We start from the raw sequence: 16,750 nt of genomic DNA, 5'->3' as shown, positions 1-16,750 counted from the left end.
CCGCCTACGACAGAACCACGGTCACGAGAAGTCCGCGACCGCGGTCACCCGGTCACCGCTTCGGACCTCGGCGTGCCCGAGGGCGGTGAGCGACAGACGCAGCGGCTCGCCGAGGAACAGCGGCGCGAGCAGGCGGTAGCGGCAGGAGGACGGCACCGGGTCGCCCGCCGCCAGACACCGGCGGCGCGCCGCCTCGGCGAGGTAGAGCGCCTGCAGCGGCCCGTGCACCACCAGGCCGGGGTAGCCCTCCGCGTCACGCGCGTAGTCACCGTCGTAGTGGATGCGGTGCGCGTTGTAGGTCAGCGCGGAGAACTGGAACAGCGTCCGCGTGGACGGCGCCCCCGGCTGGTACGCCGCGGGCTCCGCCACAGCGCCGGTGGCGCCGGCGGGCGGTGCCGCATGCGGCCGGTCGGGGAGGTAGACGATGTCCTGGCGGTCCACGACCGCGGTGTGACCGTCCTGGATGATCGTGTGCTGGACGGTCACGAAGCTGAGCGGACCCGAACGTCCCTGCTTGTCACTGCGCCCGGTGACCTCGGTACGCCGCGTCGCCTCCCGGCCGAGGTGCAGCGGCCGGTGCGCGGTGACCTGCCCGCCGGCGAACATCCGCCGCATCCCCTCGCCGGGCGGTGCCGGGATCCCGCCGGCCGGATGACCGTCGGTCCCCAGCGCGGCGGGGGAGGGCCGCTCCAGGAGGTACACCCAGTGCCACATCAGCGGCAGCGTCCCGGCGACGTCGGTGTCCAGGAGCCCGGCCAGCCCCTGCGCGGGGCCGGGCACGAGCGTCTCGGTGCGCTCGATCATGACGTGGCCTCCTCGGGCCAGACCTCGCCGGTGTGTTCGCCCAGCGACGGCGCGGGCACCGCCGGCGGCGTCCACCCGTCGACCGACAGCGGCGAGCCCGGCGCCAGGTAGGGGCCGACACCGGGCTGGTCGACCGTGGTCATCAGCGGGTTCGCGCGCAGGCCCGGGTCGGCGACCAGGTCGGTGAAGGTCCGGTACCGCTCCCACAGCACCGCCGTGCCGGCCAGCGCGGCGGTGACCTCACCGATGGTGTGCTCCCCGAACCAGCGGCCGAACAGCGCAGCGAGGGCCTCCCGGTAGGTGTACCGGTCGGCGTCGTGGCCGAAGTCGGCGCCCAGGCCGTCCTCCAGCGCCCCTACGGCCGCGGTCATCCCGGTGACGGCCACGAGGTCGTTCCAGTGCCGTGGTGTCAACGCGACCACCATCACCCGTTCGCCGTCCCGGCAGGTGAAGTCGCGCCCGAACGTCCCGTACAGGTGGTTGCCGACGCGCTCGCGGGCGATGCCGGCCTGGGCCTCGGCGAGGAACCCGAGGTTGCCCGCCATGGCCAGCGCCACGTCCCGCAGCGCGATCCGCAGGAAGCAGCCCTCGCCGGTACGGCCGCGCCGCCGTTCGGCGGCGGCGATGCCCAGCGCCGCGTACAGGCCGCACGCGATGTCCCAGGCCGGCAGCACGTGGTTGACCGGCCCGTCGTGGCCCGGCGGTCCGGTCACCATCGGGAACCCGGTCCCGGCGTTCACGGTGTAGTCGACCGCCGGAGCGCCGTCGTTTCCTCCCCTGATCCGCAGATGGATCAGGTCGGGACGCCGGGCACGGAGCACGTCGTCGTCCAGGAACGGCCGCGCCGCGTTCGTCAGCAGGATCCCGCGGCCCTCACCGGCCTCGGTGACCAGGTCGGCGATCCGCCGCTGCCCCTCGGGGGAGCGCAGGTCGGCGGTCACCGACCGCTTGCCCTTGTTCAGCCCGGCCCAGTACATGGAGGTGCCCGACTCCGCGACCGGCCACCGCCCGATGTCGGGTCCGCCGCCCGGCGGGTCGACGCGGATCACCTCGGCGCCGAGCTGGGCGAGCGTCATCCCGCCGAGCGGCGCCGCGACGAAACTGGAGACCTCCACCACCCGCAGGCCCTCCAGCAGCCCGGCGGCTTCCACCATGGTGTCCTTCCGGCTCATGTGGCCTTGTACTCGCGCAGCAGGCCACGGCTGATGATGGTCTTCTGGATCTCGGAGGTGCCCTCGCCGATGAGCAGGAACGGGGCCTCGCGCATGAGGCGTTCGATCTCGGCCTCCTTGGAGTAGCCGTACCCGCCGTGGATGCGGAACGCGTCCTGGGTGACCTCCATGCAGTACTCCGACGCCAGGAGCTTGGCCATGCCGGCCTCCACGTCACCGCGCGCCCCGGTGTCCTTCAGCCGCGCCGCGTTCACCGTCATCAGGTGCGCGGCCTCCACCTTGGTGGCCATCTCGGCGAGCTTGAAACCGATGGCCTGGTGACCCGCGATCGGCCTGCCCGACGCCGAACGCTGCTGCGCGTACGCGATCGCCAGCTCGAACGCCCGCAGCGCGATGCCGCAGGCGCGGGCCGCGACGTTGACACGCCCGACCTCGATGCCGTCCATCATCTGGTGGAAGCCGTGCCCGCGCCCGGCGGGCCCGCCCAGGACCTCATCGGCCGAGACGGCGACGTCGTCCAGGAGCATCTCGGTCGTCTCGATGCCCCGGTAGCCCATCTTCTCCAGCTTGCCGGGGATCGTCAGGCCCGGCCGGGTCTGCCCGAACCCCGGCTCCTTCTCCAGCAGGAACGCCGTCATGTTCCGGTGCGGGCCGTCCGCGCCGAGCCCGTCGCGTACGAGAGTCGCCACGATCCCCGAGCGAGCGCCGTTGGTCAGCCACATCTTCCGGCCGTTGACCACGAACCCGCCGTCCGGACCGGCGGTGGCCCTCGTCGTGATGGCCGCGACGTCGGACCCGGCATCCGGCTCCGACATCGAGAACGCGCCCTTCAGCTCACCGGCCGCCATCCGCGGCAGGAGCCGGGTCCGCTGCTCGGGGGTGCCGTGCCGCATCAGCAGGTACGCGACGATGAAATGGGTGTTGATGACCCCCGACACGCTCATCCAGCCGCGCGAGATCTGCTCCACCACCAGCGCGTACGTCAGCAGCGACTCGCCGAGCCCGCCGTACTCCTCAGGGATCACCAGCCCGAACAATCCCATCTCGGCCATGGCCGCGACGATCCGCTCGGGGTAGGCGTCGGCGTGCTCGAGCTCCTGGGCGTACGGGATGATCTCCTTGTCCACGAAGCGCCGGACGGTCGACAGGATCTCCTGCTGCACGTCGGTCAGGCCGGACGTCTGGGCGAGGCGGGCCATGGGCACTCCGATCAGGTCGGCGGCCAGCCCATTGTCCCCGTACGGCACCGGCACGCGAGACCGGCCTCCCGTCAGCGGATCCGCAGGCCTCCGGCCACGACGGCGGCCGGCCGGGCGAGCGTCTCGGGGTCGGTACGCGGATCGTGATGGTAGGTGACCAGATCGGCCGGCCTGCCGTCGGCCAGGCCACCGACGCCCAGGAAGGACCGCGCCGCCGTGCCGGCCGCGGCGAGCGCGGCCTGCGGGGAGAGCCCGAGCTCGGTCAGCAGCGCGACCTCACGCGGGATCGTCCCGACGATGTCGGAACCCGCCAGGATCGTCACGCCGAGACGGTCCGCGACGACAAGCAGCCGCCGCAGGCGTTCACGGCGCCGCAACCGGCGCTCACGCCGCTCGTCGTCCTCGTCGGGGCGCGGGCCGATCGTGGCGCACAGCGTCGGCGTCCACGCGCCGCCCCGCCCCGCCAGCGCGGCCAGGTCGTCCTCGTCCAGACCGTCACCGTGCTCGACCGAGTCAATGCCCGCGGCGACCAGCTGCTTCGCGTACGCGGTGGTCGTGTGCGCGGCCACCCGTGCGCCGGCCTGGTGCACGGCGGCGACGAGCTCGGCGATGACCGGGATCGGGTACGTCGGCAGATGCTCACGCGACCCGGCACGGTCCAGCCGCGGGAAGTCCGCGACGAGCTTCACCCAGCTCGCACCCGCCCCAACCTCCGCGAGGGCCGCCTCGACCAGCGCCTCGGCCGGCACCGGATCGTGCAGGGCGGGAAAGTATTGCCCCGCGGGCGCCAGGAACCGGCCGCAGGCCATCAGCCGGGCACCCTCACCGTCCGCCACAAGGCCCAGCGTGACGCTCCTGGGACTGCCCGTGTCACGGACCACCGTGACACCCGTCGCGGCGAGCGCGGCGAGATTCGCCCGCGCCTCCTCCAGGCCCAGCGCGACCGGCCCGGGCCCGACACTGAGATGACAGTGCGCGTCCACCAGACCGGCCAGCACGAAACCACCGGGAAGCGGCTCGGCGTCCACCGCCGGAGCGGACGCCCAGTGACCCTCCGCCGTGACCGAACCGTCGACGGGGTCACCGCAGGGGAGCAGGATCCCGCGCACGCGCCACGAAGACATGCCGCCGCCTCCTCAAGTGATCATCGAGACGCGAGGTTCCATGCTGGAAGTATGGCGCGCGGCACCGACAACGATGCCGCGATACCGGGGGAGGGGCCATGAGCGACGCGGTGACGGTCGTGCGCGTCTACGAGGACGCCACGACGAGCGGCGTGACACGGGTGCTGGTCGACCGCGTCTGGCCGCGCGGAGTCTCCAAGGAGGCGGCGCACCTGGACCTGTGGCTGAAGGACGTGGCGCCCTCGACGGAGCTACGCCACTGGTACGGCCACGACCCCGCCAAGTTCGAGGAGTTCGCCCGCCGCTACGAGGCCGAACTGACCGGACCACCCGCGGCCGAAGCACTGCGGCGGCTACGCGACCTCGCCACCGAACGCCCGGTCGTGCTGGTGACCGCGACCAAGGACGTGCCGCACAGCCAGGCCGCCGTACTCGCGGAGCTGCTCAACCGGGACGCCTGACTCCCTCAGCCGAGCCCGTCGAGGGGCTGGTCGGGGTCGGCCGGCCTCCGCGGGTCGATGGCCCGTCCCGAGCCGATCAGCGCCTTGACCTGGTCGGCGACGTCCCAGACGTTGACGTTCATGCCGGCCAGCACACGGTCCTGCCGGCACCAGAACGCGACGAACTCCCGCGCGTCCAGGTCACCGCGGAAGACGACGCGGTCGTAGCCGCCCGGGACCACGTGCCCGGTGTACTCCATGCCCAGGTCGTACTGGTCGGTGAAGAAGTACGGCAGCCGGTCATAGGTCGCATGGTCGCCGAGCATCGTCGCCGCCGCGGTGGCCGGCTGGTTTAGGGCGTTGGCCCAGTGCTCGACCCGTACACGCGTGCCCAGCACCGGATGGGCGGCGCGGGCGATGTCACCGACGGCGCAGATGGCCGGATCGCTGGTGGCCAGGGTCGCATCGACGACCACACCGTCCTCGATGCTCAGCCCGGCCGTGGCGGCCAGCCGGGTCTCACGAACGTCGCAGTGGGTGCCATGGTGGATCTCCTCTTCCAGGTCGGGAAACCGCGGGGCGCGGGGCGTTCACGGCCCGACACCGGTGAGGGCGAAGAACTCAGCGCGTGAACGCGGATCCTCGCGCAGCGTGCCGAGCAGCGTGGAGGTCACGGTCCGGGATCCGGTGGCCTGGACCCCACGCAGGGTCATGCAGGTGTGCTCGGCCTCGACGACCACACCGACGCCCCGCGGGGCCAGCTGCTCGGCCAGCCAGTCCGCGATCTGCTTCGTGAGCCGTTCCTGCACCTGGGGCCGGTAGGAGAAGTGCTCGGCGACCCGGGCCAGCTTCGAGAGCCCCAAGATGCGCTCGGCCGGCAGGTAGCCGATGTGGATGGTCCCGACGAACGGCAGCAGATGGTGCTCGCACACCGAGCGCAGCGGGATGTCGCGGGCCAGCACGAGCTCGTCATAGCCCTCGTCGTTGGGGAAGGTGGTCAGGTCGAACGCGCGGGGGCTGAACAGCTCGGCGTACGCGCGTGCCATCCGTCCCGGCGTACCGCGCACGCTCTCGGACTCGGTGGAGACGCCCAGGGCCCGCAGGAACTCACCGGCGGCGCGTTCGGCCTCCACGAGATCGATGCCGCCGTCCGTCCCGACGACCCGCAATGCCGGAGTGGATCGCACCGGCATCTCCCTTCCCTCGTTGAAGACACGCCGACATGTGATCGGCTCAGTTTCGCCAACAAGATTTAGTCTTATTGGTGATGGGAGTCAACGTAGCAGGCAAACGTGCTGTTTTCACCCGCGAACTTACGCGTTACTGTGGGGAGATGACCTCCGACGCCGCAGCCATCACAACAGTCGCCGCACTCGGTGATGACCTGCGCAGGAACATGTACGACTTCATCCGCCGCAGCGGCCGGCCCGTCACGCGGGACGAGGCCGCCGCCAGCGTCGGCATCTCACGGAAACTGGCAGCGTTCCACCTCGACAAACTCGTCGCGGCCGGACTGCTGACCGCCGACTACGCCAACCCGCCCGGCGTCCGCAGAGTGGGCCGCGCACCCAAGGTCTACGAACCCAGCGACGTCGACGTCCACGTGAGCATCCCGCAGCGCGAACACGGCATCCTCGCCGACATCCTCATCGACGCCGTACTGAGCGAGACCGACGACGAGAACGCCCGCCAGGCCGCACTCCGCGTCGCCACCGACCGCGGCCGCGCCCTGGGTGAGGCCGAACGCGACCGCACCCGGCCCGGCCGTCTCGGCACTGAACGCGCTCTCACCCGCGCCGGGGAGATCCTCGGACGCCACGGCTTCGAACCCACGCGCGCGACGCCGGCCCTGCTGCGCCTGCGCAACTGCCCCTTCCACCCCCTCGCAGCCAAGGCCCCCGACCTCGTCTGCGCCATCAACCACGCCTTCCTCGCCGGCCTGCTGACCGGCCTGGACGCCGACACCGTGCACGCCACCCTCGCCCCTCGCCCCGGCGCGTGCTGCGTCGAACTCGGCACCTGACCCCGCCACGAGCGCCACTCGTATAAGTACGAGCCTTACAGCGTAAAGGTCGCCTGCTGGTTGATGAAATTGTCAACCAGCAGAAATAGAAAAACCCTCCGCAACGGTCCAGGGCACCGCGGTGTGAGGGCATCGTTGCCCTCCGGGTCGGCCAGGACCGTCCACGGCACTCTGCCCTGACCTACGTCGGCGGGCGTCGCACCGAGAGTCTGAAGACGCGCGACCAGTTCCGACACCTCGAAAAGGGGTTTGCCCGCCGGCCGACGGCTGCCTAGGGTTGGCGATGGCTCTGTTGTCGACGATAGAGGTGGACGTTGCGCATCTGAGGTCCGCGATCACCGCGCTGTACGGCTCTCGCCGTACGCCGGTCACGCCGCAGCGGCTGTCCCAGCCGCCCGTGACCCCGCGTGGAAGCGACCTCGGTGCACGAGCCGTCCGGCACTCCGTCCGAACGCGCGACACCCCCTCTTCCTCACGATCCGGTCGCCGCGTGGTGTTCGCCTACGCCGCCCGAACCACCGCGCCCGCGATCGCGAGGACCATCATGAGCACCCACACCGCATCTCCCGTCTCCCTGGCCTGTTCCGCTCTCCGCTTCGACTGGCCGGACGGCACCTCCGTCTTCGACGGACTCGCCGTCAGCTTCGGCCGGGAGCGCACCGGCCTGATCGGCTCCAACGGTGCCGGAAAGTCCACACTGCTGCGCCTGCTCGCGGGCCGGTTGAGCCCGTCGGCGGGCTCGGTGACCGCACACGGCAGCCTCGCGTACCTCCCGCAGACCATCACCCTCGACACGGACCTCCGCGTCGACCAGGCACTGGGGATCGCCGAGCGGCGCGCCGCGCTGCGCGCGATCGAGGACGGCGACGTACGCGAGGAGAACTTCGAGACGATAGGGGAGGACTGGGACGTCGAGGAACGCGCCCTGGCGACGCTCGGCTCCCTCGGCCTCGACGGGGTCGAACTGGACCGCACCGTGGGGGAGCTGTCCGGGGGAGAGACGGTGCTGCTGCGCCTGGCCGCCCTCCTGCTCGAACGCCCCGACATCCTGCTCCTGGACGAACCCACCAACAACCTCGACCTGTACGCGCGCAGGAGACTGTACGAGGCCGTCGACGCCTGGCACTCCGGGGTGCTGGTCGTGGTGAGTCACGACCGTGAACTGCTCGAACGCGTCGACCGCATCGCGGAGCTCCGGCCGGGCTCGGTGAGCTGGTACGGCGGCGGCTGGTCCGCGTACGAGGAGGCCCTCGCGACCGAACAGGACGCGGCCGGCCGGATGCTGCGCAACGCGGAGGCGGACGTACGCCGGCAGAAGCGCGAGCTGGAGGAGACCCAGATCAAGCTCGCCCGGCGCCAGCGGCACGGCAAGAAGATGGACGCCCAGCGGCGGGCTCCCCGGATCGTGGCGGGGGAGCGCAAGCGCTCCGCGCAGGAGTCGGCCGACAAGCTGCGCGTGCTCCAGCAGAGCCGGCTGAGCGAGGCGCGCGACCGGCTGGGGGAGGCCGCGGACGCGGTACGCGACGACGAGGAGATCCGGGTGGACCTGCCCCACACCGCCGTGCCCGCGGGCCGCACCGTCCTGCGGCTGCGCGACGTACGGCCACGGTACGGAACGCCGCACGAGGCGAACCTCGAAGTCCACGGGCCGGAACGGATCGCCCTCGTCGGGCGCAACGGAACCGGCAAGACGACCCTCCTGCGCACCCTCACCGGGGAGCTGCCTCCGCGGTCGGGGGAGGCCACGACGTTCGTCCCGCTGCGTTTCCTGCCGCAGCGCCTCGACGTCCTGGACGACGAGCTGAGCGTCACCGCGAACGTCGCTCGCGAGGCACCCGGAGTGACCGACAACCACATTCGCTCCCAGCTCGCGCGTTTCCTGTTCAAGGGAGCACGCGCACAGCAGCCGGTCGGCACGCTGTCCGGCGGTGAGCGCTTCCGCGCGGCGCTCGCCGCGATGATGCTCGCCGAGCCGGCACCGCAGCTGCTGATGCTGGACGAGCCGACCAACAACCTCGACATCGCCAGCGTCCAGCAGCTCACGGGCGCCCTGGAGTCCTACGAGGGCGCGCTCATCATCGCGAGCCACAACCTGCCGTTCCTGGAGTCGGTCGGCATCACGCGCTGGTTGCTGCTGGGCGACGAACTCCAGGAGAGCACGGGGGAGGAGGTCAGAGAACTCCTCGAGGGGTGAGGGCCTGGCGGGGGAGACCGGCGCCGCGGGCGCTCTGAAGAAATCGTCCGCCGTCCTGTCACACTCGCGCGCCACGCGGTGTCAGGGAAGTGACGAGCTGAAGACACCCCGGCGCGGGTTCGCCCGAGCCGGGGTGTCAGCATTTTGAGGAGCGCTTCTGATGTCCACCGCCCATGTTGTCGTGACCCTTCTGGCCGCCGCCCTGGTGGGCTTCTCGGCCGTCAGCGTCTTCGCCGGCGCCGAGTGGGTCGTCAAGCCCTTGGTCGACTACGGAATCCCGGGCTCCTGGAGGGTCTGGCTCGGTACGGCCAAGGCCGCGGGCGCGGCGGGCCTGGTGGCCGGCCTGTTCGTGCCGTTCATCGGTGTCGCGGCGGGGATCGGCCTGGTGCTGTACTTCACCGGAGCCGTCGTCACCGTGCTCAGGGCACGCTGGTTCTCCCACGTCCCGTTCCCGCTGGTGTACGTGGCGCCGGTGATCGTCTCCCTGGCGCTGGGCTTCGCCGCCTGAGCCATCTCGCGCCGTAACCGGATGTTCCGGGATCTTGATAAGTGAGTCGCAGGTAAAGTTCTGGGTTGCGTTTGATGGGTGTTCATTCGGGGGGGTCGCACGGGCATGCATGCGATGTCGGACACGATCGGGGTCATCCGTGCCTAACGTCGGCCGCGTTGCCGAAATGGGGATTTTCCGAGCAACGAAAGCATTCTTCAGGAACTCCGAATCCAAGGTCGCCGGCGCGGCCGGGTCGAGAATCGTCAGCACCAAGATTCCCCGCAAGGTCAGCCGCGAGTTGTCGCTCGCTGGGAACGTCGGCCGCGAGGCCGTAGAGACGATCGACAAGTACGGTGTGAAGACGGTCTTCAGGGAGGGGGGTGGATCCCTCTACAATCATGCGGAAAATACGATGTACATCGACGTCAAAAATGGGAACTCCGCAGTCGGCGTGGTACACGAGGCCACACACGCGCGGTGGGCACATGAAGGTCGAACGGCGGACGTGACCCGCCATAATCGAAGCGACTACGTCAATATAAACCTGGACGAAGAGACCGAAGCTGCGGTAAATGAGATCAGGGCCGCCTTTGAAATGCGAAAGAACCACATCGATGTACCTGTTTCAAACGTCCAATCTCATTACGTAAACGGCTACGAGCAGGCAGTCCGATGGAGTGAGTACACAGGTCGAGTCCAACACAGACCTCTTAGTTATGCCGAGCTGGACTACGCCGGTCGGATGGGCGGCCAAGGCGCGGTGCACGCGGCCTACCACAGCGGGCAGATACGAGGCTCGGTCACGGGGACGCCCTACCCTCAGTATTTTGGTGAGGGATGGGATAGTTACCATGCTTGGTACGGTCAACACGGGCAGATGCGCTAGTTTTCGGACCATGACGGGTGGAAACGATGATTACCGGCGACAGTCGCACGCGCGAGATGATAAGTAATGCGCTGAAGGCGGAGGGTCGCCCCGACAAGGCCTTTCTGGCGATCAATCCAGCGTCGGCGATCATGCGTCCATCCGCCGTGCTTCCGGGCGGTGCGGACGTGGTCCGATTCGATTCATTCCCTCACCCGAACACCAGCTTCTATGTCGGAGTCACGGGGGAGAAGGTCTTCTACCTCACCGAATCACCGGAAGCATTCACGGCGCTGATGCACGACGTCGGGCTCCGTGTCGCTTCGCCTGTCGATGCCGTCGCGGTCGCGCACTGGTTCGTCGAGACGACCCGCGCCATGCACGTGTTCAGCCGCGTCCTCGGCAGCGTCGGCGACATCGAATGGGCGTCCGGCCCGCTCGCACCCCGGCCGCAAGATGTCGCCGCTCTGGTCGGCCGGTTGCGGGACGTCATAACACCGCCAACGGCCGAAGCCCAGGGCAATGCTTACCTCGTCACCCTCTACGTTCTGCGTGGCTCGACACTGGAACGCCGAAGAATCACGGTCACCGGCGACGGCGACATCCAAGACCGCGCTGATCGGGTGGCCAAGGACCTCCCGGTACCGATCAGCATGTGATGTCGACGGCGCTGTCTGTCCGTGATCGCCTGGGCGATGCGGTTGTCATTGGCGCGCCGACCGACAGCGTTAATCGGACAACTAAGTCTATACCGGACAGAATCCCTCTTCTGTACGGTATTCGATCTTGTGTGCCCATCGGCGAGAGAGCCACGCGGCGACAATCCCGCAGGTCAAGCGCAAAGGCGGGCCTGCGGGCCCCAGAAAAGACCGGATGGCGACGCGGAACGGATCGTTCGCAGAGCACCTGGAAGATCCTGTCCGCGAGCCGGATGGCACTCAGAGTGACGATCACGCCGAACGCCACGTACGCGGACCAGATCGTACGTCGGTGCCTCACGCATCGGTCGTCCGGCGGCGAGGTCATTCCTCTCGCCGCCGCTCAACGCTGGATACGTTTCCACGACCTCAGGTTGCGGCTTGGCAGCCCGCCCCAACCCTGCGTTTCATGCATAATTTATATTATGCATGAAAGATTTGCGGCTCCTCCTTGAGGTGATTGAGGAAGAAGTCCCGGACGTCCTCGGCGAGTAGCTCCGGCACCTCCATCGCGGCGAAGTGGCCGCCGCGTTCGAACTCCGACCAGTGCCTGATGTCGTACAGGCGCTCGGCGAGCGGTCGGACCGACTGCGTGATGTCGTGGGGGAAGACCGCCACGCCGACCGGTACCGGGCACGGCTCACTCCCCCGTGGCGTGTCGTGGTGCAGCCGTCCCGAGGAGGCCGCGGTGGCGGTCAGCCAGTACAGCGAGATGTCGGTGAGCATCCGCTCGTCGCTGATCTGCGTGCGAGGGTCGGTCCACTGGGCGAAGCGCTCGGCGATCCAGACCAGCTGGCCGACCGGCGAGTCGGTCAGTGCGTAGCCGATGGTCTGCGGGGTGAGGGCCGTCAGGGTCTGGTACGGCGGACGGTTCGCCATCAGCCGCCTGATCTTGTCCAGCCGGGCCTCGTCCGTTTCGGACAGCTCGATGCCGGCGGCCGGCGGGGTCGGCAGGTAGTTGATGTGCACCCCGGCGACCTGTCCGGGTGCGACCGTACCGAGCGCCAGGGAGATGCCCGAGCCGAAGTCGCCGCCCTGCGCGCCGTAGCGCTCGTACCCGAGACGGCGCATCAGCTCGGCCCAGGCCCGCGCGATCCGTACGACGTCCCAGCCGCGCTCGTGGGTCGGCCCGGAGAAGCCGTAACCCGGGATCGACGGGATCACCAGGTGGAAGTCGTGTGAGAGCGGCTCGATCACGTCGAGGAACTCCAGGAACGAACCGGGCCACCCGTGGGTGAGGATCAGTGCGAGCGCGTCCGGGTTCGAGGACCGGACGTGGACGAAGTGGATGTTCTGGCCCTCGATCTCGGTGGTGAAGTGCGGAAGCTCGTTGAGCGAGGCCTCGTGCGCGCGCCAGTCGTAGCCGGTGCGCCAGTATTCGGCCAGTTCCTCGAGGCGTGCCAGCGGGAAGCCGTAGTCCCATCCGGCGTCGGCGACCTCGTTGGGCCAGCGGGTGCGGGAGAGCCGGTCGGTCAGGTCGTCGAGGTCCGCCTGGGGGATGTCGACGCGGAAGGGCTTGATCATGGTCCTGTCTCCACGGAAATTCGTGCAAAAAACGTTAGTAGCCTTAACGTTCACTGCCCAAACGATAGCAAGTAATCATTAGTGCTCCCAACGATTAGTTAGGCTTGTCGCATGGAGAACCCGTCCGAGGAGACGCCCGCCGGCTGGGAGAGCCTGCCCAGCTGGCTGCTCACCCAGACCGCCAACCACGCGCACCGGCTGGTGGCCGACGGGTTCTCGTCCGTCCAGGCCCGCGGCTACCACTACCGCCTGCTGGCGACGCTGGAGGAGCTCGGCCCGGCCAGCCAGGCCGCGCTGGGCCGCCGTAGCGGCATCCACCTCAGCGACATGGTCGCGACGATCAACGAGCTCGCCGATCGCGCCCTGGTCGAGCGCGCCCCGGACCCCTCCGATCGGCGGCGCAACATCGTCTCGTTGACCGCCGCGGGCAAGCGGCAGCTGCGGCGGCTGGAGAAGCGGCTGGCCGAGACCCAGGACGAACTGCTGGCTCCGCTGTCACCCGAGGAGCGGCGGCGGTTGACCGGGCTGCTGTCCAGGCTGCTGGACCACCACAACCGGCGGACCGCGTCGTCGTGAGGTGGCGCGCGGCCGCCAGGCTGGCTCCGAGTCGTGATCACTGGGAGAATCCGAGCTCTTATGACGCGTGCTTCCAGTAGCGGGTTCGCCGGCGAGCGTCCGGTGTCGTTCGCCGATGCCAAGGCGGAGTTCTTCCTCTCGATCCGGCCGGCGAAGCCCGCCCCCGGCACGGTCTCCGGGTACGACAGCGACCTGCGCATCATCGGTGAGCTCGCCGCGCGTTCGTGTGGTGTGCCCCTGGCGGATCTGCGGGTCGACCGGCTGACCGGCCGTGTCCTGCGGGCCGCGTTCGCGGAGTTCGCCGATGACCATGCCGCGGCGAGCATTCTGCGTGCGTGGTCGGCGTGGAACCGGTTCATGAACTTCGCGGTGGCCGAGGAGTTCGTCGAGGGGAACCCGATGGCGGCGGTCCCCCATCCCAAGGCGCCGTCGAAGGCACCGAAGCCGTTCCAGGGTGACGGGACGGCGCAGACCCTGCTGGAGAAGATCGCCGCGGGGGCGCGTGAGGCGCGGGACCCGTGGGTGGAGCGTGATCTGGTCGCCCTGGCGTTTCCCTTGGTCACCGGGGCGAGGTCGGCGGAGTTGCTGGGGGTGACGCTGGGCTCGTTCGGTGGCTCCCCCGGTGACCGGCGGGTCCAGTTGACCGGTAAGGGCGGTAAGACGCGGAGTGTGCCGGTGGAGGTGCCGCTGGAGCGGCTCGTCGACGCGTACCTGCTGTCGCGGATGGAGCGCTTCGGGCTGGCGACGCTCCCCCTGACCTCTCCCCTGCTGGTCAACACGGGTAACGAGCCGTTGCGCCGTGGTGGGCTGCAGTATCTGGTGGGTCAGTGTTATCGCTTCGCCGGCGTGCACGACCGGGTCTCGCGTGGGGCGCTGGTGCACACGCTGCGGCATGAGTTCGCGACGCGGCTCGCGGAGAACGGCGCGTCGGCGCACGAGCTGAAGGAGCTTCTCGGGCACTCCTCGATCACCACGGGCCAGCACTATGTGGAGTCCACGGCGCGGGAGCTGCGGCTGACGGCGAGTTCCAGCCCGACGTACGGGGTGCTGGACGCGCTGCTCGCCGATGCTCCTCCCCCGTGAGGCCGCCCAGAGTGCCGGGTGTGACGGCGGGCACCGCGAAGCGCTGGAGATGAGGCCGTGGCGGGCGTCGCCGCATGGGGTGCGACCTGCGAGGATGCCGCTGGTGTGCGGGTAGGCTGACTCTGATCGGCTTCATCCGGTTCGGCGACGACGACGATGCTGTCGCGGCCGGTGGATACGCGTTCCTGGCGGCAAGGACCCCGGCCCGCAGGGTCGCGTCAATGGCATCCTCGGCTTCGGCCTCACATTCCGGATGAGACCCCTCATGAAACGACTCGCGATGGTGTCTGCGGCTACGGTTCTGGCGGCGACGATGCTGACGCCCGCGCACGCCGAGCCGGCTTCGCGCGGCACCATGATCATGATCGGCGGGGCGCTGTCGGACGGCAACAAGGAGATCTATCAGGAGATCGTCCGGCGGGCCGGTGGGGCGCGTGCGCGGATCGGTGTGATCACCGCGGCGTCGCTTCCGCCGAGTCAGGACCCGCACGCCGGTACGCCGATGGCGGCGAACAGTGTCACCAACGGCCGTTTCTACGTCGACATCCTCAAGAGGTACGGCGCGGGTGGTGTGCGGTGGATCCCGGTGGACCTGGACCATGTCGCGGCGGCGGACAGTGCCGCGGTGGTCCGGCAGGTGTCGTCGATGACGGGGTTCGTGTTCGGTGGCGGTGACCAGTATCGGCTCGTGGCGACGTTGCTGCATGGTGCGGCGCACACCGACAGCCGGGTGCTGGCGGCGATCCGTGCCAGGTTCGACCAGGGTGCGGTCGTGGTGGGGACGAGCGCCGGCGCGCAGATCCAGGCGGGTCGTGACATGGTCACGGGCGGGGCGAGCTACCAGGCGTTGCGGGATGGCACCCATGACGGGTACTTCGACGATGACACGGTGCTGGCGGATCTGCCGGCGGGTGGGTTCGGGTTGTTCGGCGCGGGGCTGCTCGACACGCATTTCTCCGCGAACGGTCGGCTGGGGCGTGCGGTGCGGCTGGCCTCGGACAGGGGGCACGAGCGGGTGTTCGGTCTTGATCCGGACACGGCGCTGGAGGCGACGGGTGACTCGCTGCGGGTGCTGGGCCGGCATGGCGTGTCGGTGATCGACCTGCGTGGGGCGACGTCGGGTTCACGCGGCGGGTACTGGTCGATCAGTGGTGTGCGCTGGAGTTATCTCACGGCTGGGGCCGTCTACCATCCGGCGGCCTGGTCGAGTGAGATGCCTTCCGGTACTCCTGCGCTGACGCCCGCGGACCGTACGGCGGTCTCCCCCGTCGAGGACATCTTCGATTCGGCCGCGGCCGACCATAAGGGGTTCCGGTTGACCCGTGCGGCGTTGGATCTGGCGGGTGCGGGGCGGTCGGCGCTGCTGCTGGGCATGACGTACGAGACGAGCCCGGAGTTCGTGGTGGAGCTGCGCAAGGGGGACGGGTTCGCGGCGTACGGCAACGGGACGGGCGATGCCGTCGCCTTCGCCGGTCTGAGTGTGTCGATGTACTCCTCGGCGCGGCGGCCGTGAATTAGTCTCTACGAGCTGCCCGGGATTTCGGGTGATTCCGGGTGATGCGGCAGCCGGGTCATCGAAGGGAAGTGGGGCCGATGCCGGAGATGTCCGAGGAGAAGGTCGCGGCGGTCGAGGGGTCGTCGCTGGCGCAGATCAACGACATCGACATCGACGACGTCATCGACTACGTGCACAAGGACCTCAAGCGTCTGCCGGGTTATCTCGATCTGTACCGGCGTTACCTGCGTCAGCGCTGGGATGTCTTTGACATCGACTTCACGCGTGACGTGCGGGACTGGTCCGAGTCGATGACGCAGGAGGAACGCGACGCGTTCGTGGCGATCTCTTCCGGCTTCCATCACGGGGAGCGTCAGGTGGAGGTCGAGCTGCCGGTGTTCATGCTCGGGGGCAGCGAGGAGTCGCGGATCTACATGTCGAGCCAGATCGAGGACGAGGCGCGGCACACGGTGTTCTTCGACCGGTTCTACCGTGAGGTCGTCGGGCTGCCGGGTGATTCGGTGCAGGAGGTTCTGGACGCGTCGTTCGAGCATGTCTCGGAGACGTTCGTCGGGCCGTTCGGGCTGCTGGCCTATCAGGCGGACGAGCTGCGCGCCGATCCGGACGACCTGGCCGCGCGGGTCCGCTATGGCACGACGTACTTCCTGTGGATCGAGGGTGTGCTGGCGCTGTCGGTCATGAAGATCACGTTGAGCTACTGCCGGAACCGCGGTTTCCTGCCCGGTTACTACGCGGGGTTCACCGCGACGTGCCGGGACGAGGCGCGGCATGTGCAGTTCGGGATGCGGTTTCTGCGTGAGGCGGTCCAGCAGGACCCGCGGATGCTGCAGGAGATCCACGAGACGCTCCGGACGATCTTGATGATCAACGGTGCGACGAGCAGGCGGGTGATGCTGGAGGCGCTGGGCTGGTCGCAGGAGGAGGTGCGCCGGTTGATGATCCGGCAGCTGACGATGAAGCTCACCGACGTCGGTATCGGGCTGCCGCCCGATCTGGAGCGGATGATCTCCGGTATCCAGCCTGAGCTGGCGGGGGGCTGAGG

At 69.2% G+C, this 16,750-nt stretch carries 18 protein-coding genes; 10 read left to right on the top strand and 8 right to left on the bottom strand.

The annotated features are described in order from the left end of the window. Positions 1-21: 21 nt before the first annotated feature. Genes FB559_RS42960 through FB559_RS42945 form a run of 4 tightly spaced genes read right to left on the bottom strand, consistent with a single transcriptional unit; the run spans position 22 to position 4,299 of the window. A complete protein-coding gene (locus FB559_RS42960; RefSeq protein ID WP_141963908.1) occupies positions 22-804 on the bottom strand; it encodes an FAS1-like dehydratase domain-containing protein in 783 nt (260 codons plus the stop codon). After that, on the bottom strand, positions 801-1,958 hold the full coding sequence (locus FB559_RS42955) for a CoA transferase (protein ID WP_141963906.1): 1,158 nt from the start codon (positions 1,956-1,958) through the stop codon (positions 801-803). The genes FB559_RS42960 and FB559_RS42955 overlap by 4 nt, the downstream gene beginning before the upstream one ends. A gap of 14 nt (positions 1,959-1,972) precedes the next feature. Next, entirely contained in the window at positions 1,973-3,229 is a 1,257-nt protein-coding gene (locus FB559_RS42950; RefSeq protein WP_246122935.1) for an acyl-CoA dehydrogenase family protein, read from the bottom strand. Between the two features lie 17 nt (positions 3,230-3,246). Further along, entirely contained in the window at positions 3,247-4,299 is a 1,053-nt protein-coding gene (locus tag FB559_RS42945; RefSeq protein ID WP_141963904.1) for an amidohydrolase family protein, read from the bottom strand. A gap of 98 nt (positions 4,300-4,397) precedes the next feature. Here FB559_RS42945 and FB559_RS42940 point away from each other — a divergent pair, with 98 nt between their 5' ends. Next, a complete protein-coding gene (locus tag FB559_RS42940) occupies positions 4,398-4,760 on the top strand; it encodes a DUF488 domain-containing protein (protein WP_141963903.1) in 363 nt (120 codons plus the stop codon). Between the two features lie 5 nt (positions 4,761-4,765). Here FB559_RS42940 and FB559_RS42935 read toward each other — a convergent pair whose 3' ends face one another. After that, on the bottom strand, positions 4,766-5,215 hold the full coding sequence (locus FB559_RS42935) for an oxidoreductase C-terminal domain-containing protein (protein ID WP_246122934.1): 450 nt from the start codon (positions 5,213-5,215) through the stop codon (positions 4,766-4,768). A gap of 114 nt (positions 5,216-5,329) precedes the next feature. Next, the gene (gene folE / locus FB559_RS42930) at positions 5,330-5,932 is read right to left on the bottom strand and encodes a GTP cyclohydrolase I FolE (RefSeq protein ID WP_141963899.1); all 603 of its coding nucleotides are present in this window, start codon (positions 5,930-5,932) and stop codon (positions 5,330-5,332) included. A gap of 140 nt (positions 5,933-6,072) precedes the next feature. Here folE and FB559_RS42925 point away from each other — a divergent pair, with 140 nt between their 5' ends. Continuing rightward, the gene (locus FB559_RS42925) at positions 6,073-6,762 is read left to right on the top strand and encodes a helix-turn-helix transcriptional regulator (protein ID WP_141963897.1); all 690 of its coding nucleotides are present in this window, start codon (positions 6,073-6,075) and stop codon (positions 6,760-6,762) included. A 35-nt stretch (positions 6,763-6,797) separates the two neighbouring features. On the opposite strand, the gene FB559_RS46990 is transcribed toward FB559_RS42925, so the two are convergent. Next, a complete protein-coding gene (locus tag FB559_RS46990; RefSeq protein WP_425455138.1) occupies positions 6,798-6,998 on the bottom strand; it encodes a VOC family protein in 201 nt (66 codons plus the stop codon). A 308-nt stretch (positions 6,999-7,306) separates the two neighbouring features. Here FB559_RS46990 and FB559_RS42915 point away from each other — a divergent pair, with 308 nt between their 5' ends. The 4 genes from FB559_RS42915 to FB559_RS42900 all read left to right on the top strand — a co-directional run bounded on the left by FB559_RS42915 (position 7,307) and on the right by FB559_RS42900 (position 10,970). Beyond that, entirely contained in the window at positions 7,307-8,956 is a 1,650-nt protein-coding gene (locus tag FB559_RS42915) for an ABC-F family ATP-binding cassette domain-containing protein (RefSeq protein WP_141963895.1), read from the top strand. Between the two features lie 160 nt (positions 8,957-9,116). Further along, positions 9,117-9,464, top strand: a complete 348-nt coding sequence (locus FB559_RS42910) for a DoxX family protein (RefSeq protein ID WP_141963893.1) — start codon at positions 9,117-9,119, stop codon at positions 9,462-9,464. A 139-nt stretch (positions 9,465-9,603) separates the two neighbouring features. Then, positions 9,604-10,332 carry a hypothetical protein gene (locus FB559_RS42905; protein ID WP_141963891.1) on the top strand — a complete coding sequence of 243 codons (729 nt, stop codon included), beginning with the start codon at positions 9,604-9,606 and terminating at the stop codon, positions 10,330-10,332. 17 nt (positions 10,333-10,349) lie between these two features. Beyond that, positions 10,350-10,970, top strand: coding sequence for a hypothetical protein (locus FB559_RS42900; RefSeq protein WP_141963890.1), 621 nt, complete (start codon positions 10,350-10,352; stop codon positions 10,968-10,970). A gap of 462 nt (positions 10,971-11,432) precedes the next feature. Here FB559_RS42900 and FB559_RS42895 read toward each other — a convergent pair whose 3' ends face one another. Then, positions 11,433-12,533 carry an epoxide hydrolase family protein gene (locus FB559_RS42895; RefSeq protein ID WP_141963888.1) on the bottom strand — a complete coding sequence of 367 codons (1,101 nt, stop codon included), beginning with the start codon at positions 12,531-12,533 and terminating at the stop codon, positions 11,433-11,435. A gap of 111 nt (positions 12,534-12,644) precedes the next feature. Between FB559_RS42895 and FB559_RS42890 the strand changes: the two genes are divergently transcribed. The 4 genes from FB559_RS42890 to FB559_RS42875 all read left to right on the top strand — a co-directional run bounded on the left by FB559_RS42890 (position 12,645) and on the right by FB559_RS42875 (position 16,748). Continuing rightward, positions 12,645-13,109 carry a MarR family winged helix-turn-helix transcriptional regulator gene (locus FB559_RS42890; protein ID WP_141963886.1) on the top strand — a complete coding sequence of 155 codons (465 nt, stop codon included), beginning with the start codon at positions 12,645-12,647 and terminating at the stop codon, positions 13,107-13,109. Between the two features lie 60 nt (positions 13,110-13,169). Continuing rightward, positions 13,170-14,192: a tyrosine-type recombinase/integrase gene (locus tag FB559_RS42885; RefSeq protein WP_141963884.1), complete on the top strand. Its 1,023-nt coding sequence runs from the start codon at positions 13,170-13,172 to the stop codon at positions 14,190-14,192. Positions 14,193-14,457: 265 nt separating this feature from the next. Then, positions 14,458-15,705: a cyanophycinase gene (locus FB559_RS42880; protein WP_185792762.1), complete on the top strand. Its 1,248-nt coding sequence runs from the start codon at positions 14,458-14,460 to the stop codon at positions 15,703-15,705. Positions 15,706-15,785: 80 nt separating this feature from the next. Beyond that, positions 15,786-16,748, top strand: coding sequence for a ribonucleotide-diphosphate reductase subunit beta (locus tag FB559_RS42875; protein WP_141963880.1), 963 nt, complete (start codon positions 15,786-15,788; stop codon positions 16,746-16,748). Positions 16,749-16,750 lie beyond the last annotated feature (2 nt).

The organism is Actinoallomurus bryophytorum (genome assembly GCF_006716425.1).
GTDB classification, from domain to species: domain Bacteria; phylum Actinomycetota; class Actinomycetes; order Streptosporangiales; family Streptosporangiaceae; genus Actinoallomurus; species Actinoallomurus bryophytorum.
The sequence above is the reverse complement of the archived record's forward strand: the minus strand, read 5'-3'. Positions and strand labels throughout refer to the sequence as shown.